General features: G+C 54.2%; 22 protein-coding genes. 16 read left to right on the top strand and 6 right to left on the bottom strand.

Translation table 11 applies throughout. The features are described from left to right. The first annotated feature begins 187 nt into the window (after nucleotides 1-187). Both HMPREF2959_RS06565 and HMPREF2959_RS12615 read left to right on the top strand, forming a co-directional pair. Nucleotides 188-1,093 carry a DMT family transporter gene (locus tag HMPREF2959_RS06565; RefSeq protein WP_033915023.1) on the top strand — a complete coding sequence of 302 codons (906 nt, stop codon included), beginning with the start codon at nucleotides 188-190 and terminating at the stop codon, nucleotides 1,091-1,093. 45 nt (nucleotides 1,094-1,138) lie between these two features. Then, nucleotides 1,139-1,288: a hypothetical protein gene (locus HMPREF2959_RS12615; RefSeq protein WP_003708054.1), complete on the top strand. Its 150-nt coding sequence runs from the start codon at nucleotides 1,139-1,141 to the stop codon at nucleotides 1,286-1,288. Between the two features lie 218 nt (nucleotides 1,289-1,506). On the opposite strand, the gene lepB is transcribed toward HMPREF2959_RS12615, so the two are convergent. The 3 genes from lepB to HMPREF2959_RS06545 form a co-directional block, all read right to left on the bottom strand. Continuing rightward, on the bottom strand, nucleotides 1,507-2,526 hold the full coding sequence (gene lepB / locus HMPREF2959_RS06555) for a signal peptidase I (protein WP_002243408.1): 1,020 nt from the start codon (nucleotides 2,524-2,526) through the stop codon (nucleotides 1,507-1,509). 142 nt (nucleotides 2,527-2,668) lie between these two features. Beyond that, nucleotides 2,669-4,462: a translation elongation factor 4 gene (lepA, locus tag HMPREF2959_RS06550; RefSeq protein WP_002219536.1), complete on the bottom strand. Its 1,794-nt coding sequence runs from the start codon at nucleotides 4,460-4,462 to the stop codon at nucleotides 2,669-2,671. A gap of 142 nt (nucleotides 4,463-4,604) precedes the next feature. Then, nucleotides 4,605-5,306 (bottom strand): 5'-methylthioadenosine/adenosylhomocysteine nucleosidase, encoded by a 702-nt coding sequence (locus HMPREF2959_RS06545; protein ID WP_002224607.1) that lies wholly within the window; start codon nucleotides 5,304-5,306, stop codon nucleotides 4,605-4,607. A 167-nt stretch (nucleotides 5,307-5,473) separates the two neighbouring features. Between HMPREF2959_RS06545 and HMPREF2959_RS06540 the strand changes: the two genes are divergently transcribed. The 14 genes from HMPREF2959_RS06540 to radA all read left to right on the top strand — a co-directional run bounded on the left by HMPREF2959_RS06540 (nucleotide 5,474) and on the right by radA (nucleotide 17,192). After that, complete coding sequence (locus tag HMPREF2959_RS06540) at nucleotides 5,474-6,604, top strand: PilT/PilU family type 4a pilus ATPase (RefSeq protein WP_002232075.1); 1,131 nt, start codon at nucleotides 5,474-5,476, stop codon at nucleotides 6,602-6,604. A 33-nt stretch (nucleotides 6,605-6,637) separates the two neighbouring features. Continuing rightward, a complete protein-coding gene (locus HMPREF2959_RS06535; RefSeq protein WP_002222732.1) occupies nucleotides 6,638-7,615 on the top strand; it encodes a DNA polymerase III subunit delta' in 978 nt (325 codons plus the stop codon). Nucleotides 7,616-7,618: 3 nt separating this feature from the next. Beyond that, the gene (locus HMPREF2959_RS06530) at nucleotides 7,619-7,969 is read left to right on the top strand and encodes a PilZ domain-containing protein (RefSeq protein ID WP_002214009.1); all 351 of its coding nucleotides are present in this window, start codon (nucleotides 7,619-7,621) and stop codon (nucleotides 7,967-7,969) included. A gap of 4 nt (nucleotides 7,970-7,973) precedes the next feature. After that, the gene (locus tag HMPREF2959_RS06525; protein WP_002229248.1) at nucleotides 7,974-8,753 is read left to right on the top strand and encodes a TatD family hydrolase; all 780 of its coding nucleotides are present in this window, start codon (nucleotides 7,974-7,976) and stop codon (nucleotides 8,751-8,753) included. 25 nt (nucleotides 8,754-8,778) lie between these two features. Next, entirely contained in the window at nucleotides 8,779-8,994 is a 216-nt protein-coding gene (locus tag HMPREF2959_RS06520) for a putative hemolysin (RefSeq protein ID WP_002243409.1), read from the top strand. Between the two features lie 100 nt (nucleotides 8,995-9,094). Continuing rightward, nucleotides 9,095-9,406 carry a Grx4 family monothiol glutaredoxin gene (gene grxD, locus HMPREF2959_RS06515; protein ID WP_002214004.1) on the top strand — a complete coding sequence of 104 codons (312 nt, stop codon included), beginning with the start codon at nucleotides 9,095-9,097 and terminating at the stop codon, nucleotides 9,404-9,406. A 105-nt stretch (nucleotides 9,407-9,511) separates the two neighbouring features. Next, on the top strand, nucleotides 9,512-10,138 hold the full coding sequence (upp, locus tag HMPREF2959_RS06505) for a uracil phosphoribosyltransferase (RefSeq protein ID WP_002214002.1): 627 nt from the start codon (nucleotides 9,512-9,514) through the stop codon (nucleotides 10,136-10,138). Between the two features lie 22 nt (nucleotides 10,139-10,160). After that, nucleotides 10,161-10,481, top strand: coding sequence for a DUF2322 family protein (locus tag HMPREF2959_RS06500; RefSeq protein ID WP_002224602.1), 321 nt, complete (start codon nucleotides 10,161-10,163; stop codon nucleotides 10,479-10,481). A 250-nt stretch (nucleotides 10,482-10,731) separates the two neighbouring features. Then, a complete protein-coding gene (locus tag HMPREF2959_RS06495) occupies nucleotides 10,732-11,154 on the top strand; it encodes a protein Gly1ORF1 (RefSeq protein WP_002243410.1) in 423 nt (140 codons plus the stop codon). A 17-nt stretch (nucleotides 11,155-11,171) separates the two neighbouring features. Beyond that, nucleotides 11,172-11,933 (top strand): uroporphyrinogen-III synthase, encoded by a 762-nt coding sequence (locus tag HMPREF2959_RS06490; RefSeq protein ID WP_002232081.1) that lies wholly within the window; start codon nucleotides 11,172-11,174, stop codon nucleotides 11,931-11,933. Between the two features lie 14 nt (nucleotides 11,934-11,947). Continuing rightward, nucleotides 11,948-13,282: a uroporphyrinogen-III C-methyltransferase gene (locus HMPREF2959_RS06485; protein WP_002243411.1), complete on the top strand. Its 1,335-nt coding sequence runs from the start codon at nucleotides 11,948-11,950 to the stop codon at nucleotides 13,280-13,282. Next, on the top strand, nucleotides 13,279-14,496 hold the full coding sequence (locus HMPREF2959_RS06480; RefSeq protein WP_002243412.1) for a heme biosynthesis protein HemY: 1,218 nt from the start codon (nucleotides 13,279-13,281) through the stop codon (nucleotides 14,494-14,496). The genes HMPREF2959_RS06485 and HMPREF2959_RS06480 overlap by 4 nt, the downstream gene beginning before the upstream one ends. A 74-nt stretch (nucleotides 14,497-14,570) precedes the next feature. After that, nucleotides 14,571-15,635, top strand: coding sequence for a uroporphyrinogen decarboxylase (gene hemE, locus HMPREF2959_RS06475; RefSeq protein WP_002239667.1), 1,065 nt, complete (start codon nucleotides 14,571-14,573; stop codon nucleotides 15,633-15,635). A gap of 177 nt (nucleotides 15,636-15,812) precedes the next feature. After that, entirely contained in the window at nucleotides 15,813-17,192 is a 1,380-nt protein-coding gene (gene radA, locus HMPREF2959_RS06470) for a DNA repair protein RadA (protein ID WP_002235637.1), read from the top strand. A 274-nt stretch (nucleotides 17,193-17,466) separates the two neighbouring features. Here radA and HMPREF2959_RS06465 read toward each other — a convergent pair whose 3' ends face one another. The 3 genes from HMPREF2959_RS06465 to recB form a co-directional block, all read right to left on the bottom strand. Beyond that, on the bottom strand, nucleotides 17,467-17,946 hold the full coding sequence (locus tag HMPREF2959_RS06465; protein WP_002224595.1) for a DUF302 domain-containing protein: 480 nt from the start codon (nucleotides 17,944-17,946) through the stop codon (nucleotides 17,467-17,469). 131 nt (nucleotides 17,947-18,077) lie between these two features. Then, on the bottom strand, nucleotides 18,078-18,437 hold the full coding sequence (locus HMPREF2959_RS06460) for a rhodanese-like domain-containing protein (protein WP_002221191.1): 360 nt from the start codon (nucleotides 18,435-18,437) through the stop codon (nucleotides 18,078-18,080). Nucleotides 18,438-18,475: 38 nt separating this feature from the next. After that, the gene (gene recB / locus HMPREF2959_RS06455) at nucleotides 18,476-22,090 is read right to left on the bottom strand and encodes an exodeoxyribonuclease V subunit beta (protein ID WP_002243413.1); all 3,615 of its coding nucleotides are present in this window, start codon (nucleotides 22,088-22,090) and stop codon (nucleotides 18,476-18,478) included. Between the last annotated feature and the right edge of the window lie 70 nt (nucleotides 22,091-22,160).

Genomic DNA, 22,160 nt, shown 5'->3' with positions numbered 1-22,160 from the left:
AACGCTGTACTGGTTTTTGTTAATCCACTATATTCGGGTTTTATCTGGCAGGACGGTTTTTTGCCCCAACGGAAAATAGTCGGCCTGCCCGTAAAATCAGCCGTTTGTCCGGGTGCAGCCGGGGCTTTGGGCTTCAGACGGCATATTTTCGGAATGGCGGCATTCTTGCCGTCGGCGCGGCAGCCGTATGGGGAAGGGAGGGGATATTGTGGTCGGTAACGGCAAAAAATATGCCGCACCATTGCTGGTGCTGGGTTGCGTGGTGTTCGGTCTGGGCAGTCTGATTGTCAGATCCGTCCCCGTCGGTTCGTATGCAATCGCATTTTGGCGGTTGCTGATTTCGGTGTTCGTATTTTGGTTTTTAGCACGGTTTTTCGGGCAAAAATTCCCAAAAAACAGGAAAACCGTCCGATATGCCCTGACGGCGGGCGTGTTTCTCGCTTTCGATTTGGCGTTGTGGCACGAAAGCATACACGCGGTCGGGCCGGGTATTTCCACCCTGCTCAACAGCCTGCAAATCTTTTTCTTGTCGGCAATCGGTGTTTTCTTTTTCGGCGAGCGTTTGAGCGGGCTGAAAAAGGCAGGCTTAATATCGGCAGTTGCCGGTGTGGCGATGATTGCCGGTGCGGAATTCGGCTACAACGGTAATGCGGTTTGGGGATTCGTCAGCGGTTTGGTGTCCGGGCTGATGCTTGCCCTGTCGATGGTGTTCGTCCGCAAGACTCATGAAGTCGAGCCGGTGGCGCTTTTCCCTTCAATGATGATTTTGAGTTTAGGCGGCGCGGTATCGTTGGTTGTTCCGGCATTGCTGATGGACGGCGGCGCGCTTTATCCGACGACTTGGAAAGATGCGGGTTTGGTGCTTGTGTACGGCGTGGTGATGCAGTGCTTCGCGTGGGCGATGGTTGCCTATGCGATTCCGCTGCTTTCGCTGTCGCTGACGGGGCTGCTGCTTTTGTCCGAACCGGTTGCCGCCCTGTTCATCGATTATTTCGGATTGGGCAAACCGATTGAAGGCGTGCAGTGGGCAGGGGTGGCGCTGACGCTTTCGGCAATTTATCTCGGTTCGCTGAAACAGCAGTCCGAGCCTTGACTCCGTCCGGCATCAGATTTTCTGCCGTGGCAAACCTGCGTACGATTGAACTGGCAGGCAGTCAAAACCGGCAAGACCAAACACGCCGGCAACGGCGCGGAGCGGAAAATGCCGTCTGAAGCCCTTTCAGACGGCATCGGGGCGGGCAGAATCAAAAAAGCCGCCTCCGCTGGAATGGCAATGCAACTAAAATAATGTCCGTATTTCCATATGCCGCCCACACCGTCAGTCGGACGAAATGCCCTTTATTCAATGGGATGGGTTTCCACACAAACGGAAATATAGTGGATTAAATTTAATCCACTATATTATCCCCGAGGCTGCCGGCAGGGAAACAAGGCGTTTGATGATAAAAATGCCGTCTGAAACAGGGTTCGGATGGCATTTTTGATGTTCCGGCGTAATTTTCCGGCCTAACGGATTGCCGTACCGGCCCTGCCGAAATCGCCGAAGTTCATCAAAATGAACATTGCCTTGCCGACAACCAGCTTGTCATCCACAAATCCCCAGTAGCGCGAATCGGCACTGTTGTCGCGGTTGTCGCCCATAGCGAAATAGCGTCCTTCGGGAACTTTGCACACGAAACCGCTGCCGTCGTCGGCATATTGGCAGTGTTCCAAACCGCTTTGCTCTATGGAATATCCGTTTTCAGACATAATATCGGAGGTATATTTGCCCAATACGGGCAGGGAAACGGCAGGCTGTCCTTCTTTTTTCAGAATATTGAAGGATTTGCCGTCCAAACCGCTGCGGAACATATCCGTATTGTGGATTTCGGAAGGGTCGGTGTCGTCGGGATAACGGTATGTGCCGTCAGGAATATCGGAAGCAGGTTTTCCGTTTACCGTCAAAACTTTATTCCGATATTCGACCACATCGCCCGGAATGCCGACAATACGCTTGATGTAGGTCATCTCCGGTTGCAAAGGATAATTAAAAACGACCACATCGCCCCGTTCGATTTTGCCCGTGGGGATGAATACATTGTTTAAAACGGGTACGCGCAGGCCGTAGGAAAATTTGCCGACCAAAATGAAATCGCCCTTGATCAGGCCCGGGCGCATCGAGCTGGACGGGATTTGGAACGGTTCGGCGATAAACGACCGGATGAGGAACAATACCAAAACGGTAGGGAAGAAACTGCCGAAATAATCGCCGAAGTGGCTGCTTTCCGAGATTTCGGGATGAGTCTTCAGGCGGTATTTATATACCCCCCAAGCCGTACCGCACAATACAACGAAAATCAGGAAAACGGCGGTAAAGCTCATAAACAGGGACAAAGCGGCAAACACGCCGACCGCTGTCAGGATATAGGCGTATTCAAGGCCGGAACTCCATTCCCCGTTTTCCTGCCGCTTCTTGTCGCTTTTGAAATAAAGGATGATGCCGGCAAGCAGCGCGGCAGCCGCGCCCGACATTAGCATTGTGTTCATTGTTGTTCCTCAACGGTTAAAAACCCGCCCGGCCGTGCAACTGTTTTAAGGCGGCAAATTGCAAAATTTGTTTGCGGGCGCGTGCCCCTGAAATCAGGGCGGTTTGAGGGGTGTTCCCGACGCGCCGCCCTGTGTGCCAGAGTTATTTGTCGCTCACCTGCAAAATCGCCAAGAACGCGCTTTGCGGAATTTCCACATTGCCCACTTGTTTCATACGGCGTTTACCTGCCTTTTGTTTTTCAAGCAGTTTTTTCTTACGCGTAATATCGCCGCCGTAACATTTCGCCAAGACGTTTTTACGCAGTGCTTTGACGTTTTCGCGGGCGATAATCTGGCTGCCGATGGCGGCTTGGACGGCAATGTCGAACATTTGGCGCGGAATCAGCTCGCGCATTTTCGATGCCAGCTCGCGGCCTCGGTGAACCGCGCTTTGACGGTGCACAATCAGGCTTAAGGCATCGACTTTTTCGCCGTTGACCATAATATCCAGCTTAATCAAATCAGACGGTTGGAACTCTTTGAAATGGTAGTCCAACGAAGCATAACCGCGCGAAGTGGATTTGAGTTTGTCGAAGAAGTCCATGACGACTTCGTTCATCGGCAAATCATAAGTCAGCATGACTTGGCGGCCCATATATTGCATATTGACCTGAACGCCGCGCTTTTGGTTACACAAAGTCATGACGTTGCCGACGTATTCCTGCGGCACGAGGATGGTCGCGGTAATAATCGGCTCGAGAATGGTTTCGATGCTGCCGATGTCGGGCAGTTTGGACGGGTTTTCAACTTCGATTTTCTCACCGTTTTTCAACACGACTTCGTAAACCACCGTCGGCGCGGTGGTAATCAAGTCCATGTCGAACTCGCGCTCCAAACGTTCCTGCACGATTTCCAAGTGCAGCAGACCCAAGAAGCCGCAACGGAAGCCGAAGCCCAATGCCTGGGAAACTTCAGGCTCGAATTTCAACGAAGCGTCGTTAAGCTGCAATTTTTCCAAAGCGTCGCGCAAGGCTTCGTAGTCGTGGCTTTCCACGGGATAAAGTCCGGCGAATACTTGGCTTTGTACTTCTTGGAAGCCGGGCAGCGGCTCAGTGGCAGGGTTGGCAACCAGTGTAACCGTATCGCCAACTTTCGCCTGACCCAATTCTTTTACGCCAGTAATCAAAAAGCCCACTTCGCCGGCTTTGAGTTCTTGTTTCTGAACCGATTTCGGTGTGAATACGCCCAGCTGCTCGACCTGCGTTTCCGCCTTGGTGCTCATAAAGCGCACTTTGTCTTTCAGTTTGATGGTGCCGTTTTTCACTCGAATCAGCATGACCACGCCGACATAGTTGTCAAACCACGAATCGACGATCACGGCTTGCAGCGGCGCGTTTTCGTCGCCGGTCGGCGCAGGGATTTTGGCAACGATTTCTTCTAAAACGTCTTCCACGCCGATGCCGCTTTTGGCGGAACATTGCACCGCACCGACGGCATCGATGCCGATAATGTCTTCGATTTCTTGTTCCACGCGTTCGGGGTCGGCGGCGGGCAGGTCGATTTTGTTTAAAACAGGCACAACCTCCACGCCCAAATCAATCGCGGTATAGCAGTTCGCCACAGTTTGCGCTTCCACGCCCTGCGACGCGTCAACGACCAAAAGCGCGCCTTCGCAGGCAGAGAGCGAACGAGAGACTTCGTAAGAGAAGTCGACGTGTCCCGGCGTGTCAATCAGGTTGAGTTGATACACCTGCCCGTCGCGTGCTTTATAGTTGAGCGCGGCGGTTTGCGCTTTAATGGTAATGCCGCGCTCTTTTTCGATGTCCATGGAATCGAGTACCTGCGTACTCATTTCGCGCAAATCCAAACCGCCGCAATATTGGATGAAGCGGTCGGCAAGCGTCGATTTGCCGTGGTCGATGTGGGCAATGATGGAGAAATTTCGGATATTTTTCATTAGAGTTGTTTTGAATGTCGGACAGTGGGTTTGGGAAATGCCGTCTGAACAAACGGCGTTGCGTCCGAATATCGGGCGCAACGTGGAAATAGCCCGATATTCTAACGGAAAACCGCTGTTTTGGCATGATTTGATAAAGGTTTTATAAAGATTTGACGATTTCTGCCACCATTTTTGCAGAACTTGCCGCCGCCGTTTTCAAAAATTCGTCAAAGCTGATGTCTGCTTTTTCATCTGCCGAATCGGAAACCGCGCGGATGATGACGAAAGGCGTTTCCAACTGATGACAGGTTTGGGCGATTGCCGCCGCTTCCATTTCTACCGCCTTAACTTCGGGGAAGTGCTTGCGGATTTCCGCCACGCCTTCGCTGCTGTGGACGAAGCGGTCGCCGCTGACAATCAGACCTTGTTCTACCGCCGCGCCTTCAAACGTCCGCGCCGCCCGTTTTGCCTTGCCGACCAAGAGGTCGTCTGAAACGAATACGGCGGGCAGTTGCGGCACTTGTCCCCAAACATAGCCGAATGCGGTTACATCGACATCGTGGTGTGCGGTTTCCGTGCCAATCACCACGTCGCCGACTTTCAAACCCTTGCCCAAACCGCCCGCGCTGCCGGTGTTGATGACGCAGTCCGCTGCGAATTCACGGATAATCCAAGCCGTTGCAACCGCCGCGTTGACCTTGCCGATGCCGCTCAATGCAAGCACCATGCGTTTTCCCGCTAATTCGCCTTCATAGGCGGTAAACTTGCCGAAAGAGACGGCTTTGACATTTTCCATCATCTCGCGCAAAAGCTCGATTTCTTGTTCCATTGCGCCGATAACGGCTACTGTTTTCAAAGACATATTGCTGACCTGTTGTGAATTTCGGATAGAATGCCTGATTATACACGCTAACACGGCAGGATTGAGTGGAGGTGGTTTGTCCGTGCCGTCTGAAACGGTTTCAGACGGCACGGCGGGTTTTTGGTAGAATGGGAAGGTACAGATTGTTTGAAGATTAGGGGACGAGGATGTTTACCGATGAAAATATGACCGCAAAGGAAGAACTGTTCGCATGGCTGCGCCATATGAACCAAAACAAAGGTTCCGACCTGTTCGTGACGACCCATTTCCCGCCCGCGATGAAGTTGGACGGCAAAATCACCCGCATCACGGACGAGCCGCTGACGGCGGAAAAATGTATGGAAATCGCCTTTTCGATTATGAGTGCGAAGCAGGCGGAAGAATTTTCATCGACCAACGAGTGCAACTTCGCCATCAGCCTGCCGGACACCAGCCGCTTCCGCGTCAATGCGATGATACAGCGCGGCGCGACGGCGTTGGTATTCCGTGCGATTACCAGCAAGATTCCCAAGTTTGAAAGCCTCAACCTGCCGCCGGTCTTGAAGGATGTCGCGCTGAAAAAACGCGGGCTGGTTATTTTTGTCGGCGGCACCGGCTCGGGCAAATCGACTTCGCTTGCCTCGCTTATCGATTACCGCAATGAAAATTCGTTCGGACACATCATCACCATCGAAGACCCGATCGAGTTTGTCCACGAACACAAAAACTGCATCATCACCCAGCGCGAGGTCGGCGTGGATACGGAAAACTGGATGGCGGCGTTGAAAAACACGCTGCGTCAGGCGCCGGATGTCATCCTTATCGGCGAAATCCGCGACCGCGAAACAATGGACTACGCCATCGCCTTTGCCGAAACGGGGCATTTGTGTATGGCGACGCTGCACGCCAACAGCACCAATCAGGCACTCGACCGCATCATCAACTTTTTCCCCGAGGAGCGGCGCGAACAATTGCTGACGGATTTGTCGCTCAACCTTCAGGCGTTTATTTCGCAACGCCTCGTTCCGCGAGACGGCGGCAAGGGCAGGGTGGCGGCAGTCGAGGTGCTGCTCAATTCGCCCCTGATTTCGGAGTTGATTCACAACGGCAACATCCATGAAATCAAAGAAGTGATGAAAAAATCCACTACCCTGGGTATGCAGACCTTCGATCAACACCTTTACCAATTGTATGAAAAAGGCGATATTTCCCTGCAAGAAGCATTGAAAAATGCCGATTCCGCACACGATTTGCGTTTGGCGGTACAGTTGCGCAGCCGCCGCGCGCAAAGTTCCAGCCCCGATTTGGAACTGCTCTGATGGCGGTATGGATTTCCGGACGGATGGTTTGAAATGATTTATCCGTGGCATAATGAGCAATGGCGGCAGATTGCGGAACATTGGGAGCGTCGTCCCAATGCATGGCTGTTTGCCGGCAAAAAAGATACGGGGAAAACTACATTTGCCCGCTTTGCGGCGAAGGCACTGTTGTGCGAAACCCCTGCACCGGGCTGCAAACCCTGTGGCGAATGTATGTCCTGCCATCTGTTTGGACAGGGAAGCCATCCCGATTTTTACGAAATCACCCCCTTGTCGGACGAACCCGAAAACGGACGCAAACTGTTGCAGATCAAAATCGATGCCGTCAGGGAAATCATCGATAATGTGTACCTGACTTCGGTACGGGGCGGTTTGCGCGTGATCCTGATTCATCCTGCGGAAAGTATGAATGTCCAAGCCGCCAACAGTTTGTTGAAAGTGTTGGAAGAACCGCCGCCACAAGTGGTCTTTTTGCTGGTCAGCCACGCGGCGGACAAGGTTTTACCGACCATTAAAAGCCGCTGCCGGAAGATGGTTTTGCCCGCGCCTTCCCATGAAGAGGCATTGGCATATCTGCGTGAAAGGGGTGTGGCGGAACCTGAGGAACGTCTGGCTTTCCATTCCGGAGCGCCGCTGTTTGATGAGGCGGACGGTGTCCGTGCGTTGCGGATTAAACTGTTGGATATTTTGGCAGAACCAAGGTTGTTGAAGATTTTGGATTACGCCGCGCTTTTCGATAAGGAAAAACTTCCGCTCGCCGTATTTGTCGGGTGGATGCAGAAATGGCTGGTCGATTTGGGATTGTGCCTGCAACACATGAAACCCGTCTATTATCCCGCTTATGAAGACAGGCTGCTTCAGACGGTATCCGGTTTCCGTCCGCGCAATGTATTTGCGGCGGAGGATATGCTCAAACAGCTTGCCCCCTACGGGTTTCATACTTTAAATGTCAAAATGCAGATCGAGCATCTGCTCATCAACTATTTGGAATTGAAGAAAGAGAACGGGTGAATTATGTCAGACGGACAAAATATTCCGGCAAAAATGATGTCGTTGCAGCTGAAAGACATGAATCTGCTGTACAGCTCCTACATGCCGTTTTTGGAACACGGCGGTCTGTTTGTGCAGACCAACGACGTATTTTCCATCGGGGACGATATTCTGCTTGCCGTAGAAATCCTCAACTTCCCCAAACTGTTCCTGCCGACCAAAGTCGCCTGGATCAATCCTGCGCGTACTTCCTCCAAACCCAAAGGGGTGGGGCTGGCATTCACAAAACACGAAAACTGCCTGAAAGTCAAAGACCAGATCGAAGTCGAACTGGGCAACACAATCGGCGGCAGCAGACCTACGTTTACCATGTAACGCCATGCATATCATCGATTCGCACTGCCACCTCAATTTTGAAGGTTTGAAAGAACGCCTGCCCGAAGTTTTGTCCAACATGGAAGCAAACGGCGTGGGGCAGGCGCTCGCCATCAGCGTCAGCAGGGAAAGTTTTGCCGAAGTATCCGCTATCGCCGAAGTTTATGAACATATTTACTGCACAATAGGCGTACATCCCGACAGCAAGGAAGCCGAAGAATTTTCTATTGCGGAAATGGTTGCCGCAGCCGCCTCGCCGAAAGTGGTCGGCATTGGCGAGACGGGTTTGGATTATTACTGGTGCAAAGGCGATTTGTCCTGGCAACACAAACGCTTTGCAGACCACATCGAAGCAGCCAATCAAACCGGACTGCCCGTTATCGTCCATACGCGTGATGCGGCGGCGGACACCTTGTCTATCCTGAAAGAATGCCGGGTTAATTCGGGCGTTATCCACTGTTTTTCCGAAGACATCGGTTTTGCCCGTGCAGCAATGGATTTGGGGCTTTATATTTCTTTCTCGGGAATCGTTACCTTTAAAAACGCACCCTTGGTTCAGGAGGCGGCAAAATATGTGCCGGACGACCGCATTTTGGTGGAAACCGATGCGCCGTTCCTCGCCCCCGTTCCCAAACGAGGCAGGCAGAACGAACCGGCTTTTGTGCGCCATACCGCCGAACATATCGCCAAATTGCGGAATCAAACATTGGAACAGGTTGCGGCATACACGACGGAAAACTTTTACCGGCTGTTTAAAAAAGTACCCGATATGCGGACCGTCTGACCCTGTACCGACGATAAGGAAAACCATGGAGGCAATTCATCCGTATGCATGTCCGCGCTGCTGCCGGCTGCCTGCCAACACGTTTCGGACAGGCATGGCAAATTCCGCTTCCAAATTCTGCATTGCCAAAGGCGGCAGACGGGAAGTAAAAAAAGACGAAAGCGGCGGCGGATATGCCCTGTGCCATTTGCCGGACAGTAGGATTGTCGAGGAGTGGGAATATTTCCGTTCACAACATTGATACTGCGCGATATACGGCAAATATTGTGGGAAGTTTCCGCTTTTGCGTATAATGCGTCCTACCTGACAAATTTTGTCAACTTTATCAAAAGGAATAAGCGATGGCTTCCATCCACGACCAAATTAAAGAAGTAGTAACGACACACCGCGTCGTATTGTTTATGAAAGGTACGAAGCAGTTTCCGCAATGCGGTTTCTCTTCCCGCGCCGTGCAAATCCTGAACGCGGCAGGCTGCACCGATTACGTTACCGTCAACGTATTGGAAAATCCCGAAGTACGCCAAGGCATTAAGGAATACAGCGACTGGCCGACCATCCCCCAACTTTATGTGAACGGCGAGTTTGTCGGCGGTTCGGACATCCTGATGGAAATGTATGAGGCAGGCGAGCTGCAAGAGCTGCTGAAAGCCTGATGGATTCGGCAATGCCGTCTGAACGTGTTTCAGACGGCATTTTCTTTTCCGGCAAATCAAAAAAAAGTATAATGGCGCGTCTCAAAATCACACTGGAACACCGCGATGAACGTTAATGTTATCAACCATCCGCTCGTCCGCCACAAATTAACCCTGATGAGGGAGGCGGATTGCAGCACCTACAAATTCCGGACGCTTGCCATCGAGCTGGCGCGCCTGATGGCATACGAGGCAAGCCGTGATTTTGAAATCGAAAAATACCTTATCGACGGATGGTGCGGTCAGATTGAAGGCGATCGCATCAAGGGCAAAACATTGACCGTCGTTCCCATCCTGCGTGCAGGTTTGGGTATGCTTGACGGCGTACTCGACCTGATTCCGACTGCCAAAATCAGCGTAGTCGGACTGCAGCGCGACGAGGAAACGCTGAAACCCGTTTCCTACTTCGAGAAATTCGTGGACAGCATGGACGAACGTCCTGCCCTGATTATCGACCCGATGCTGGCGACGGGCGGTTCGATGGTTGCCACCATCGACCTTTTGAAAGCCAAGGGCTGCAAAAACATCAAGGCACTGGTGCTGGTTGCCGCGCCCGAGGGTGTGAAGGCGGTCAACGACGCGCATCCCGACGTTACGATTTACACCGCCGCGCTCGACAGCCACTTGAACGAGAACGGCTACATCATCCCCGGCTTGGGCGATGCGGGCGACAAGATTTTCGGCACGCGCTAACTGACTGATTTTCGGATTTGATATGAATTTTCAAGACTATCTCGCCACATTTTCTTCAATCGACCATCTGGGCGGTTTGGACGTTCAGGATGCAGATGGCAAAACGGTTCACCACATTCCTGCCGTTCAGGGTAAGCTCGGTTCGCTCAAGTTGTACAACGCTTTGGCAGAACGTTTTGACGGAAAATTGGACAAAGAAGCGGCAGAACAGGGTTTGATATGGTTTGCCGAACACGTTGCCGACGCGCGCGCCCATCCCGGCAAGCATCCCAATATCGACCTGCTTGAAAAAGTTGTGCAAAGCGGCGAAACCTTGCTGCTCAAGCCGCTTGCCGCGCAATAATTTTCGACCATGCCGTCTGAAATCCGTTTCAGACGGCATTTTGTCGGAAAGAAGACCGTAAAACGGGCATTTTCTTTTCTATTTCAGGATACGGGCAATGATGTTTCAACACGCAGGACGACACATAAAGCGTTGCCCTATGTGTTGCCCTAATTTGGAAGGGGTTACACCCCTCTCAAATAAAATCTGATGCTGCTGCCACGAAGGACGGATGTCCAAATGGCGGAGTTTCAACCATTAAGGAAATACGATGAAAAAAATGTTCCTTTCTGCTGTATTGCTTCTGTCGGCTGCGACCCGAACCGTGTGGGCGGATACGGTGTTTTCCTGTAAAACGGACAACAACAAATATATAGAAGTTCAAAAAATCAACCGCAATCTTTACGAATATTCGTTCGGCAGTGCGGCAAAAAAAGAAATTGCCATACGCAACAGCAAAGCTGACCTGTTGGGGCGTTCCGACAGGTGGCAAGGCATGGGCAGCGGACGCCGGGCAACGATGAAATTCCAAAACGGCGAATTTATGTACACCGTATGGACGGGCTTCGATTCCGTGACTCATACGGAAAGCAGCGGTGTTGTTGTGGAGCGTAGGGGCAAGGAAGTCGCACGGGTCGGCTGTACGCCGCAAACCGCGCAGGCGAATTTCAACGATGCTGATTTTTCCCGGTAATCGGGGCGGATAAGGCGATGGAAACAGTGAAACCCATCATGCTGATTGTCCGACCGTCGGGTAGGGCGAAGGACGATGTGGAAACCTGCCGTCGTGCCGGATGGCAGGCGGAAGTGTTGAGCCCGATTGAAATCGAAGCAGATGCTGCCGGACTGGAACTTTTGTCCGAACAATATGCCCGTGCGGATGCCGTGTTTTGGGTCAGTCCGACCGCCGTTGAAACCGCCGTCCCGTACCTTAACCTTTCAGACGGCATAAAGATGCACATTTCCGTAGGGCAGGGCAGCCGCCGTGCATTGGAACGCTGTTTGGGCAGAACGGTCATCGCGCCCGAAGACGGCAACGACAGCGAGGCGGTTTTGCGCCTGACGGTTTGGAACAGTCTGCCCGAAGGTGCGCGCGTATTGTTTGTGCGCGGACACGGCGGGCGGGATTTTCTGATGAATGCCTTGCAGGAGAAAGGTTTTCGGACGGAGGTGGCAGAAGTCTATTTCAGACGGCATAAACCTTTGAACTTTCAAAATTTCCAAACCGAAAATATTGCCGCCGCCTATATTACGTCCACAGAACTCGTGCGCTTGCTGTTCGGACAGCTTCCGCCGCAATTTTCCCGATTCTTCAAATCCTTGCTATACTTTACCCATCATCCGCGCATTGCGGAGGCATTGAAGCGCGAAGGCGTGTGTTCGGTCGAAACCGTCCCTACGCTGGAAGCCGCGCTTTCCCATTCTTCCATTTCCGTTTCAGACGGCATGGTCTTTCCCGGAACCTCAAATTAATAAGGAGCAAAACGGTGGGCGAACCTGAAAACAAATCATCCGAACCCGTACGCGAGATACAGGCATCAAAAGAAATGCCGTCTGAAACCTCTTCCCCACGCAAAGAAAACGAAACAGAAGTACACATTCCTGCCGCTCCTTTTATCGTCAAACAGTCCGGCAGCAACGCTTTGGCAGTCTGCGCCCTGGTATTGGCGGCATTGGGTTTGGGTACAAGTGGTTTTTTGTTTGTCCAAGGACAGAATGTCTTGAAAAACCAAGAGCTGGCATTCAACCAAAAAATCGACAAAGCCGCTTTGGGCGAGTCGGAAAACGCCGCCCTGTTGAAAGACAACCTCAACCGGCAAGCCGCCATACAATCAGAGCTCGACCGTTTGGACAGCGGTGTCAAAGCCAACGGCGAACAGATTCTGATGACGCAAAAAGCCTATCGCGAGCTGACTAAAGGGCGTGCCGATTGGCTGGTGGACGAAACCGATACCATACTCAATTTGGCAGCGCAACAGCTGGTGTTGACCGGCAATATCCAAACGGCAGTCGGCGTGTTGGAGCATATCGACAGCCGCCTGTCCCGTTTCGATCAGGCAGAGCTTCTGCCGATCAAACAGGCAGTCAGCAGCGACTTGGCGGAACTGAAAAACCGTCCCTATGTCGATATTTCCGGCACGGCATTGCGCCTCGACAGGCTGGAAACCGCCGTATTCGGACTGCCGCTGATTTTGGACGGCGTATTGAAACCGGGCGTACAGGTGAAGAACGAAGCCGCTTCCGCTTCATGGTGGCAGAACGTATGGGAAAAATCCCTCGGCACATTGAAGGGGCTGGTCGAAATCCGCCGTTTGGAAAACAACGATGCCATGCTGATTTCTCCCGAACAGGCATATTTTGTGCGTGAAAACCTGCGCCTTCGCCTTTTGGATGTGCGCACTGCATTAATGCAGCGCAACAGCGAAGTCTATCAGGGCGATTTGAACAATGCCGAAGCCGCCGTCAGACAGTATTTCGATGCCAAGTCTCCCGCCACGCAGTCGTGGCTGAAAGAACTGGCGGAATTGAAGGCGTTGGATGTGCGCATGACTGCGGATGATGGTTTGAAAAACAGCCTAAATGCCGTCCGCGCCTATCGCGACGGTACGCGCATGACGGCGGCGGAAAATCAAGAAGCAGAACAGGCGGCTTCCGAACCGGCAAACGAAAACACAGCTTCCGAACCGGCTGCCGCATCGGATGTGAAGACCATAGAAGCACCGTCCCTGCCTTCGGAACGCAAACCGGAACAGCCTGCAAAAAAACAGCCCGTACCGGAAAAGGCAGGGCGTTCGCCGTCCGCTAAAGGAGAACGCGCATGAAAACGGTAGTCTGGATTGTCGTCCTGTTTGCCGCCGCCGTCGGACTGGCGCTGGCTTCGGGCATTTACACCGGCGACGTGTATATCGTACTCGGACAGACCATGCTCAGAATCAACCTGCACGCTTTTGTGTTAGGTTCGCTGATTGCCGTCGTGGTGTGGTATTTCCTGTTTAAATTCATTATCGGCGTATTCAATATCCCCGAAAAGATGCAGCGTTTCGGTTCGGCGCGTAAAGGCCGCAAGGCCGCGCTTGCCTTGAACAAGGCGGGTTTGGCGTATTTTGAAGGGCGTTTTGAAAAGGCGGAACTTGAAGCCTCGCGCGTGTTGGGCAACAAAGAGGCGGGCGACAACCGGACTTTGGCATTGATGCTGGGTGCGCACGCCGCCGGACAGATGGAAAACATCGAGCTGCGCGACCGTTATCTTGCGGAAATCGCCAAACTGCCGGAAAAACAGCAGCTTTCCCGTTATCTTTTGTTGGCGGAATCGGCGTTGAACCGGCGCGATTACGAAGCGGCGGAAGCCAATCTTTATGCGGCGGCGAAGATGAATGCCAACCTTACGCGCCTCGTGCGTCTGCAACTTCGTTACGCTTTCGACAGGGGCGACGCGTTGCAGGTTCTGGCAAAAACCGAAAAACTTTCCAAGGCGGGCGCGTTGGGCAAATCGGAAATGGAACGGTATCAAAATTGGGCATACCGCCGCCAGCTGGCGGATGCTGCCGATGCCGCCGCTTTGAAAACCTGCCTGAAGCGGATTCCCGACAGCCTCAAAAACGGGGAATTGAGCGTATCGGTTGCGGAAAAGTACGAACGTTTGGGACTGTATGCCGATGCGGTCAAATGGGTCAAACAGCATTATCCGCACAACCGCCGACCCGAACTTTTGGAAGCCTTTGTCGAAAGCGTGCGCTTTTTGGGCGAACGCGATCAGCAGAAAGCCATCGATTTTGCCGATGCTTGGCTGAAAGAACAGCCCGATAATGCGCTTCTGCTGATGTATCTCGGTCGGCTCGCCTACGGCCGCAAACTTTGGGGCAAGGCAAAAGGCTACCTTGAAGCGAGCATTGCATTAAAGCCGAGTATTTCCGCGCGTTTGGTTCTGGCAAAGGTTTTTGACGAAACCGGAGAACCGCAGAAGGCGGAGGCGCAGCGCAACTTGGTTTTGGCAAGCGTTGCCGAGGAAAACCGACCTTCCGCCGAAACCCATTGAAACCTTCAGACGGCATCGTTGAAATGCCGTCTGAAAACCATTTCACTTGACAAACAGACTGACAGAAAACCCGTATGACTCTTTTAAAAAACGATACCTTCCTCCGCGCCCTGCTTAAACAGCCCGTCGAATACACGCCGATTTGGATGATGCGTCAGGCGGGGCGTTATCTGCCCGAATACAAAGCCACACGCGCGAAAGCGGGCAGCTTCCTCGATTTGTGTAAAAACACCGAATTGGCGACCGAAGTTACCATCCAGCCCTTAGAACGCTTCGATTTGGACGCGGCGATTCTGTTTTCCGACATCCTGACCGTCCCCGACGCAATGGGCTTGGGACTGTATTTTGCCGAAGGCGAAGGCCCGAAATTCAAACGCGCCCTGCAACACGAGGACGACATTGCCAAATTGCACGTCCCCGATATGGAAAAACTGCAATACGTCTTTGATGCCGTCAGCTCCATCCGTAAAGCACTGGACGGCCGCGTACCGCTTATCGGCTTCTCCGGCAGCCCGTTCACGCTCGCCTGTTATATGGTCGAAGGCGGCGGCAGCAAAGAATTCCGCACCATCAAAACCATGATGTACTCGCGCCCTGATTTGCTGCACAAAATCCTCGATACCAACGCCCAAGCCGTTACCGCCTACCTCAACGCCCAAATCGACGCGGGCGCGCAGGCGGTGCAGATTTTCGACACTTGGGGCGGCGTGTTGAGCGACGCGGCGTTTAAAGAATTCAGCCTCAAATACATCCGCCAAATTGTTGCCGGACTCAAACGCGAAAGCGAAGGCAGGCGCGTGCCTGTTATCGTGTTTGCCAAAGGCGGCGGGCTGTGGCTGGAAAGCATGGCAGAAATCGGCGCAGACGCATTGGGCTTGGACTGGACGTGCAACATCGGCGAAGCACGCCGCCGCGTCGGCAAGCAAGTCGCCCTGCAAGGTAACTTCGACCCGTTCGCCCTCTTCGGTACGCCGGAATCCATCCGCACCGAAGCCGCACGTATCCTAGCCGACTACGGACACGGCAGCGGCCATGTCTTCAACCTCGGACACGGCATCAACCAACACGCCGACCCCGAACACGCCAAAATCTTAGTCGATACCGTACACGAGCTGTCGCGGCAGTATCACGGCGGGTAAGCCGGCAGGAAACCGCCCGATATGCCGTCTGAAAGCCGAGGGATGGAAAATTAGGTAATACGGCAATATCCGCCGTGTACGGATAGTACATGACGGCGGCGGTGTTGCCGTATTGGCGTAATCCCAACCGTCCCTATTTTCAGACGGCATTTTTGTTTTCAGATGCAGGGAAAACCGATGGCAAAAACGCTTAAAACCCTTTACCAATGCACCGAATGCGGCGGCACCTCCCCGAAATGGCAGGGTAAATGCCCGCATTGCGGCGAGTGGAACACGCTTCAGGAAAGCCTTGCCGCGCCCGAGCCGAAAAACGCCCGTTTCCAATCTTGGGCGGCGGATACCTCGACCGTCCAATCCCTCTCCGCCGTTACCGCGACCGAAGTGCCGCGCAACCCGACCGGCATGGGCGAACTCGACCGCGTATTGGGCGGCGGTTTGGTCGATGGCGCGGTCATCCTGCTCGGCGGCGACCCTGGCATCGGCAAATCCACGCTGCTGTTGCAAACCATCGCCAAAATGGCGCAAAGCCGTAAAGTGCTATACGTTTCCGGCGAAGAATCCGCCCAACAAGTCGCCCTGCGCGCGCAGCGTTTGGAACTGCCGACCGACGGCGTAAACCTTCTTGCCGAAATCCGCATGGAAGCGATTCAGGCGGCCTTGAAACAGCATCAGCCCGAAGTTGTCGTCATCGACTCTATCCAAACCATGTATTCCGACCAAATCACGTCCGCCCCCGGCTCCGTGTCGCAGGTGCGCGAGTGTGCCGCCCAACTGACGCGCATGGCGAAACAGATGGGCATCGCCATGATACTGGTCGGACACGTGACCAAAGACGGCGCGATTGCCGGCCCGCGCGTGCTGGAACACATGGTTGATACCGTGCTGTATTTCGAGGGCGACCAACATTCCAACTACCGCATGATACGCGCCATCAAAAACCGCTTCGGCGCGGCAAACGAACTGGGCGTGTTCGCGATGACGGAAAACGGTTTGAAAGGTGTGTCCAACCCGTCCGCCATCTTCCTCGCCAGCTACCGCGACGATACGCCCGGCTCGTGCGTTTTGGTTACACAGGAAGGCAGCCGCCCGCTTTTGGTCGAAATTCAGGCATTGGTCGATGACGCGCACGGCTTCACGCCCAAACGCCTCACCGTCGGACTGGAACAAAACCGTCTTGCGATGCTGCTTGCCGTGTTAAACCGCCACGGCGGCATCGCCTGTTTCGATCAGGATGTGTTCCTCAACGCCGTCGGCGGCGTGAAAATCGGCGAACCGGCGGCGGATTTGGCGGTCATCCTCGCGATGCTTTCCAGCTTCCGCAACCGCCCTATGCCTGAAAAAACCGTGGTTTTCGGCGAAATCGGCTTAAGCGGCGAAGTCCGCCCCGTCGCACGCGGGCAAGAGCGGCTCAAAGAAGCGGAAAAACTCGGCTTCAAACGCGCCATCGTTCCCAAAGCCAATATGCCGCGCAACGCCAAAGAGTTTCCGAACCTGAAAATCTACGGCGTTTCGAGTTTGCAGGAAGCCATCGATATTTGCCGTGACAGCAGGGAATAAACGGAAATGCCGTCTGAAATCAGGTTTCAGACGGCATTTGGTTTGTGGCGGATTGAAACAAGAAGGCATACCGGCGACAGATAAGATTTGCGGCAAAGTTGCCTGTGATATGGCAAAACGCACACGCCCGTCATCCCCGCAAGGGCGGGAATCCGGAATCGTCCGTTTCGGCAATGATTGAAAATCACGGTAACCCAACCGCTTGGATTCCCGACTTCGTGGGAATGAGGGGCGTGTGTGTTTGATTTCCATCCGCCATATGTCGGCGACGGGCTTATTCGCCTACGGTTTTTTGTATCAGTTTTTCGGCGTTTGCCAAAGTGTTTGCCACTTCGTCAAAACCGATGCGGCTGCCGGCGATGAGGGCGCGCGTATCGGTATAGGCGGCGCGTACTTTGCCGTCTGTTTCGGTAACGAGGACGCGCAGGGGCAGTTGCAGGGCGAAGGCGGGGTCTTTGACCATCAGCGGCGTGCCGGCTTTGGGCGTGCCGAAGACGATGACTTTTGCCGGCTGCATCGTTAAGCCGTTTCGGTGGGCGGCTTCCTGATGGTCGATGACGGCAAAAATGTCCATCCCTTTGCTTTTTATGGCGGTTTCAAGGCGGCTGACGGTTTCGTCAAAACTGTATTTTGAGGTGAGGGTATGCGTGGTCATAGCGGTTTCGTTTTGGGTTTGCGGTTCGCTGGCAGGATGTGCCGAAGCGGTTGAAATGCAGAGTGCGGATGCGGCAATCAGGGGGAGTATGTGTTTCATCGTATTTCCTTTTTCCTTTTCGGTTTGTTTATCAGGCTTCGGACGGGGCGGCACGCGCCGCGCCCGATGTTGCGCCGCGTGCTGGGGTGTCGTATGCCGTCTGAAAGCCTGTCCTTTCAGACGGCATTGCGTCATTTCATCCCTTTTTTGAGCAGGTCTTCATAACCGCCGTGATTGGCAACATTTGTATAACCTGCTTTTTTCAGCTCCTGAAGGGCGGCTTTGGCACGCCGTCCGCTGCGGCAGTAGAGGTTGACCGGCGTGTCTTTGTCGGGCGCGGCTTCGTGTATGCGGCGGACGATTTGGTCGACGGGGATGTTGACCGCGTTGTGCAAATGACCTTCGCTAAATTCCTGTTCGGAACGGACATCGATCCAAACGGCCGGATGTTGCGCGGTTTGGGCGGCGGATAGGGGTTTTTGCGGGGCTGCCTGCGCGGCAAAGGCGGCTGAGGCAATGAGTGCGGCGGTAATCAGGTGTTTGATATTCATAGGGTTCTCCTGCGGTTGTCGTCTTAAGGGACGGGAAGTTATTTTATCTGTTCCAAAGCGGCGGCATCTATGTCCCAACGCCAAACGCCGCCGCCTTTGCCATCCAATCCGCGCAAAAACAGGTAGCGGACGGAAACGGCGGCGGGCGGTTGTCCGCGCAGTTTGAAGTAGCGTGCGGCGGCAACGGCGTAAATCAGCGCCTGAAGGTAATAGTGGTGGTGCGCGACGGCTTCGTCCATCGCCTGTTGCGTGTAGGCGGATGCGTCCGCGCCGAGATGGTTTGATTTGTAGTCGATGACGCAGATATTGCCGTCGGGGTCTTGGCAGACCATATCGATAAAGCCGTTTAAAAAGCCGTTGACGGTGTGGAAGTCGAGCGTTTCGGCGGCGGCACGGCAGACTTCGGGCAATCGGATATCGTCGCGGGCAAACCAGTCGCGCAGCCGTTTGAGGCCGAAGTCTTCGGTGTGGAGGGTAAAGCCCATTTCGGGACAGCGGCACTCGGGCGGGATGTCGGACAGGCAGTATGCCCCCGTCAGCGGCGTTTTCTGGCAGGCTTCCGCCATTTCGGCAACGGCAGGCAGCCATATTTCTTCAAATCCGTATTTTTTCAGCTTGTCGGCAATGAGAGTTTCCTGTCCGGCGGCTGCTTGTCCGAATTTGAAATCTTCAAGAATTTCGTGCAGGCACAGCCCCGCCTGCGTGCCTTTCGGAAAATCGTGTATCGATATGCCGTCTGAAGCCGTCGGCGTTTCAGACGGCATCGCCGGCACCGAGGTTTCGGCGGCATCCAAGGACGGGCAGGCATCTTCTTCGCCGCCGTCGGGCGTTTGGGTATGGCGGCTTAAGGCGGTAAAGCTGGTGTGGCGGACAAATCGGAATCTGCGTTCGGGAATGCTGTTTGCGGCAAATTCGGCGGTTTGACCGGCGTTGCCGCGATAGGCGGCAGGGGGCGGCGCATCTTCTGTGAAGGCGAAATCCGTGCCGGCCGGGGCATTGTCCGTCAAACGCCGCCAGTTGCGTTTGAGCATCGCGATGCCGTCTTTTTCCCGGTCATAGGTTTGGCGGACGGTTTCGCGGCTGTCTTGCGGCAAGCCTTCAATCAGGTAGGCGAGGGGGTTGTCGGCGGTATCGGAAGAATAGGCGGCGTAGATGTTGAGCTGTTCCTCGGCACGCGTCAGCGCGACATAAAGCAGGCGCAGGCGTTCCGCCATTTCTTCGTCGGCGTATTGCTTCTGTTCGTCTTCCGACAGTTGCGCCTTTGCCAACAGTTCGGTTCGGTTTGCGCTTTGGTGGAGGATTTGCCAGTCGGACGGTCCGGTATCTTGCGCGTCCCACGCAAACGGGCAGTATACCAGCGGATACTGCAAACCTTTCGAGGCGTGCATGGTAACGATTTTGACCAAATCTTCGTCGCTTTCCAGACGGATGGCGCGGTTGTCGCCGCTGTTGTTGCCGGCCAGGCTGATTTGGTCGCGCAACCATTTGTGCAGCGCGGCGGGGTTGCGGTTTTGCGCGTCTTCGGCGGCAAGCAGTTCGAGCAGTTGGAAATAATTGGTCAGGCTGCGCCCGTTGTTCCGGCTTAAGAGGCGCGTTTCGATGCCGTGTGTTTGGGAAAATTGCTGCATGGCGGCGAAAATGCCGTATTGATTCCAGTTGTCGAGCGCGGTTCGGGCAGATTCCGCCCAATGCAAAATCTCGCTTTCGTTTTGGTTGAAGTCGTGCAATTGCTGCGCGTCATAACCGAATATGCCGCTTGTCAGGACAAAGCGCAGCGTTCCGGCGCGGCGCGGTTCGAGCCAGAAGCCGATGAGTGCGGAAAGGGCGGCGGCTTCGGGCGAGGCGAACACGGATTCGCGCGAAAGCAGGACGCTTTGCACCTGCCGTTTTTTCAGGGCAGCGGAAACCATCACCGCCTCGTTGTGCGTGCGTACCAGCACGGCAATATCGCCCGACTGCAACGGGCAGCCTTTGAAATTCAGACGGCATTCGGCGGCTTCGTTGAGCGCGTGGGCGATTTCGTCGGCGCAATAGTCGGCGGCACGGCGGCGCAAAACGTCTTTGTTGGCTTTTTCATTGTCGTTTTCGTGCAGCCAACGAACCTGTACGGCAGGACGTTCGGGGGACAACCTGCTTTCGGCACGCGCCGCACCGACTTCCGAATAGCCGATGTTTTCCAAAACGAACGGGCGTTCTTTGAGGCGGAACAGCGCGCCTATGCTGCCGATAAGCGCGGCGTGGCTGCGGTAGTTGGTGGCGAGCGTGTAGCGGTGCCGCGCGTCTTCCGCCGCCTGAAGGTAGGCGTAAATGTCCGCTCCGCGAAAGCTGTAAATCGCCTGTTTGGGATCGCCGACGAGGAACAGCGGTCGGTTTTGGGCGATGAAGATTTTTTGGAAGATTTCGTATTGCAGCGGGTCGGTGTCTTGGAACTCGTCGATCAGCGCGGTTTCCCAGTTTTCGGCAACGGCGCGGGCGAGGGTTTCGGCGTGCGGATTGTCGGTCAGCGCGGTGTGGACATCGAGCAGCAGGTCGTCGAAACCGCGTTCGCGGCGCGATTTTTTCATCTCGGCAAGGCTGCGGTTGAGGTATCCGATTAAATCCAGTTGCAGCCGGATTATTGTTGCTTCTTCCGCTTCTTCGAGTGCGTCCAAATCACGCCTGAAGTCTGCCAGTTTCTGCAATTCGGCAAATACTGCCGCATCGGGCGTTTTGCCTTTTTTCAGTCCGGCTTCGAGTTTGTCGGACGCAAGTTTCAAGAGCCGTTCGTGCAGCTTTGCCTCCAAAAAGGGCAAATCCGGCGACAGGGCTTTTTGTTCCAATGCGTCAAACAGTTCGGCAAAACTGTTTTTCCGATATGAATTGCCGTTTAAAAGGGGATGGATGCGCCAAAAAGTTTCTTTTAATTCAGCCAGATTTCCGCAAATGTTTTGCCAGCTTGCCAAAGCGGCATCCCGGGCTTGCGGCAAATCGGTTTGCGGACGGCGGAAATTCAGGTACGGGCGGGACAGGTAGGCGCGGATTTGGGCAAGGACGGTTTGCGGCACAGCTTTGCGTTTAAACGCCAATGCGGCAAGCACCGGATCATTGCTGACGCGTTCCCGCCAAAAATCTTGCGCCGGGACAAGCAGGCGGTCGCCGTCTTCTTCGGTCAGTTCGACATCGAACGGTGCTTGGCACAAAAACGCGTAGTCGCGCAGGATGCGCTGGCAGAAGCCGTGGATGGTATAGATGGCGGCGTTGTCGAATTGCCCGATGGCGGCTTTGAGGCGGACAATCAGACGCGTCCGGCCCTCTTTTTGCAAAGCCTGTTTTAAGAGTGCGGGCAGGAAGGTGTCGCCTTTGTGGTGTTCGGCGCAGTAGGCGGCGATGCCGTCTGAAAGCGTGTCGTCTCCAAGTTTGGCAATTTCTTTACTTTCTAAAACCTGCAACACATCGTCCAAACGTGCGCGCAGGCGTGTTTTCAACTCGGCGGTGGCGGCTTTGGTGAAGGTAACGACCAATACGCGCTCGACGTTTTTTTGTTCCAATACGATCAGGCGCGTAAACAGGGCGGCAATGCCGTAGGTTTTTCCGGTGCCGGCAGAGGCCTCAATCAGGTTGGTGCCGGAAATGGGGACGGTTAGCGGGTCAAATGCTTGGATGGGTGCAGACATAGTGCGCGCTCGGAAAACGGTTGGACGGTATAGTGGATTAACAAAAATCAGGATTAGGCGACGAAGCCGC

It is taken from the genome of Neisseria sp. HMSC070F02 (assembly GCF_001814225.1).
In the GTDB taxonomy this organism is placed as follows: domain Bacteria; phylum Pseudomonadota; class Gammaproteobacteria; order Burkholderiales; family Neisseriaceae; genus Neisseria; species Neisseria meningitidis.
Note: the sequence above shows the minus strand (reverse complement) of the source record. Positions and strands in the feature narration are given on the sequence as shown.

Excerpts from the sequence above, each read along its gene's own strand:
- HMPREF2959_RS06565 (WP_033915023.1), top strand. The coding sequence starts at position 188 with ATGGGGAAGGGAGGGGATATTGTGGTCGGTAACGGCAAAAAATATGCC.
- lepB (WP_002243408.1), bottom strand. The coding sequence starts at position 2,526 with ATGAACACAATGCTAATGTCGGGCGCGGCTGCCGCGCTGCTTGCCGGC.
- lepA (WP_002219536.1), bottom strand. The coding sequence starts at position 4,462 with ATGAAAAATATCCGAAATTTCTCCATCATTGCCCACATCGACCACGGC.
- HMPREF2959_RS06545 (WP_002224607.1), bottom strand. The coding sequence starts at position 5,306 with ATGTCTTTGAAAACAGTAGCCGTTATCGGCGCAATGGAACAAGAAATC.
- HMPREF2959_RS06540 (WP_002232075.1), top strand. The coding sequence starts at position 5,474 with ATGTTTACCGATGAAAATATGACCGCAAAGGAAGAACTGTTCGCATGG.
- HMPREF2959_RS06535 (WP_002222732.1), top strand. The coding sequence starts at position 6,638 with ATGATTTATCCGTGGCATAATGAGCAATGGCGGCAGATTGCGGAACAT.
- HMPREF2959_RS06530 (WP_002214009.1), top strand. The coding sequence starts at position 7,619 with ATGTCAGACGGACAAAATATTCCGGCAAAAATGATGTCGTTGCAGCTG.
- HMPREF2959_RS06525 (WP_002229248.1), top strand. The coding sequence starts at position 7,974 with ATGCATATCATCGATTCGCACTGCCACCTCAATTTTGAAGGTTTGAAA.
- HMPREF2959_RS06520 (WP_002243409.1), top strand. The coding sequence starts at position 8,779 with ATGGAGGCAATTCATCCGTATGCATGTCCGCGCTGCTGCCGGCTGCCT.
- grxD (WP_002214004.1), top strand. The coding sequence starts at position 9,095 with ATGGCTTCCATCCACGACCAAATTAAAGAAGTAGTAACGACACACCGC.
- upp (WP_002214002.1), top strand. The coding sequence starts at position 9,512 with ATGAACGTTAATGTTATCAACCATCCGCTCGTCCGCCACAAATTAACC.
- HMPREF2959_RS06500 (WP_002224602.1), top strand. The coding sequence starts at position 10,161 with ATGAATTTTCAAGACTATCTCGCCACATTTTCTTCAATCGACCATCTG.
- HMPREF2959_RS06495 (WP_002243410.1), top strand. The coding sequence starts at position 10,732 with ATGAAAAAAATGTTCCTTTCTGCTGTATTGCTTCTGTCGGCTGCGACC.
- HMPREF2959_RS06490 (WP_002232081.1), top strand. The coding sequence starts at position 11,172 with ATGGAAACAGTGAAACCCATCATGCTGATTGTCCGACCGTCGGGTAGG.
- HMPREF2959_RS06480 (WP_002243412.1), top strand. The coding sequence starts at position 13,279 with ATGAAAACGGTAGTCTGGATTGTCGTCCTGTTTGCCGCCGCCGTCGGA.
- hemE (WP_002239667.1), top strand. The coding sequence starts at position 14,571 with ATGACTCTTTTAAAAAACGATACCTTCCTCCGCGCCCTGCTTAAACAG.
- radA (WP_002235637.1), top strand. The coding sequence starts at position 15,813 with ATGGCAAAAACGCTTAAAACCCTTTACCAATGCACCGAATGCGGCGGC.
- HMPREF2959_RS06465 (WP_002224595.1), bottom strand. The coding sequence starts at position 17,946 with ATGAAACACATACTCCCCCTGATTGCCGCATCCGCACTCTGCATTTCA.
- HMPREF2959_RS06460 (WP_002221191.1), bottom strand. The coding sequence starts at position 18,437 with ATGAATATCAAACACCTGATTACCGCCGCACTCATTGCCTCAGCCGCC.
- recB (WP_002243413.1), bottom strand. The coding sequence starts at position 22,090 with ATGTCTGCACCCATCCAAGCATTTGACCCGCTAACCGTCCCCATTTCC.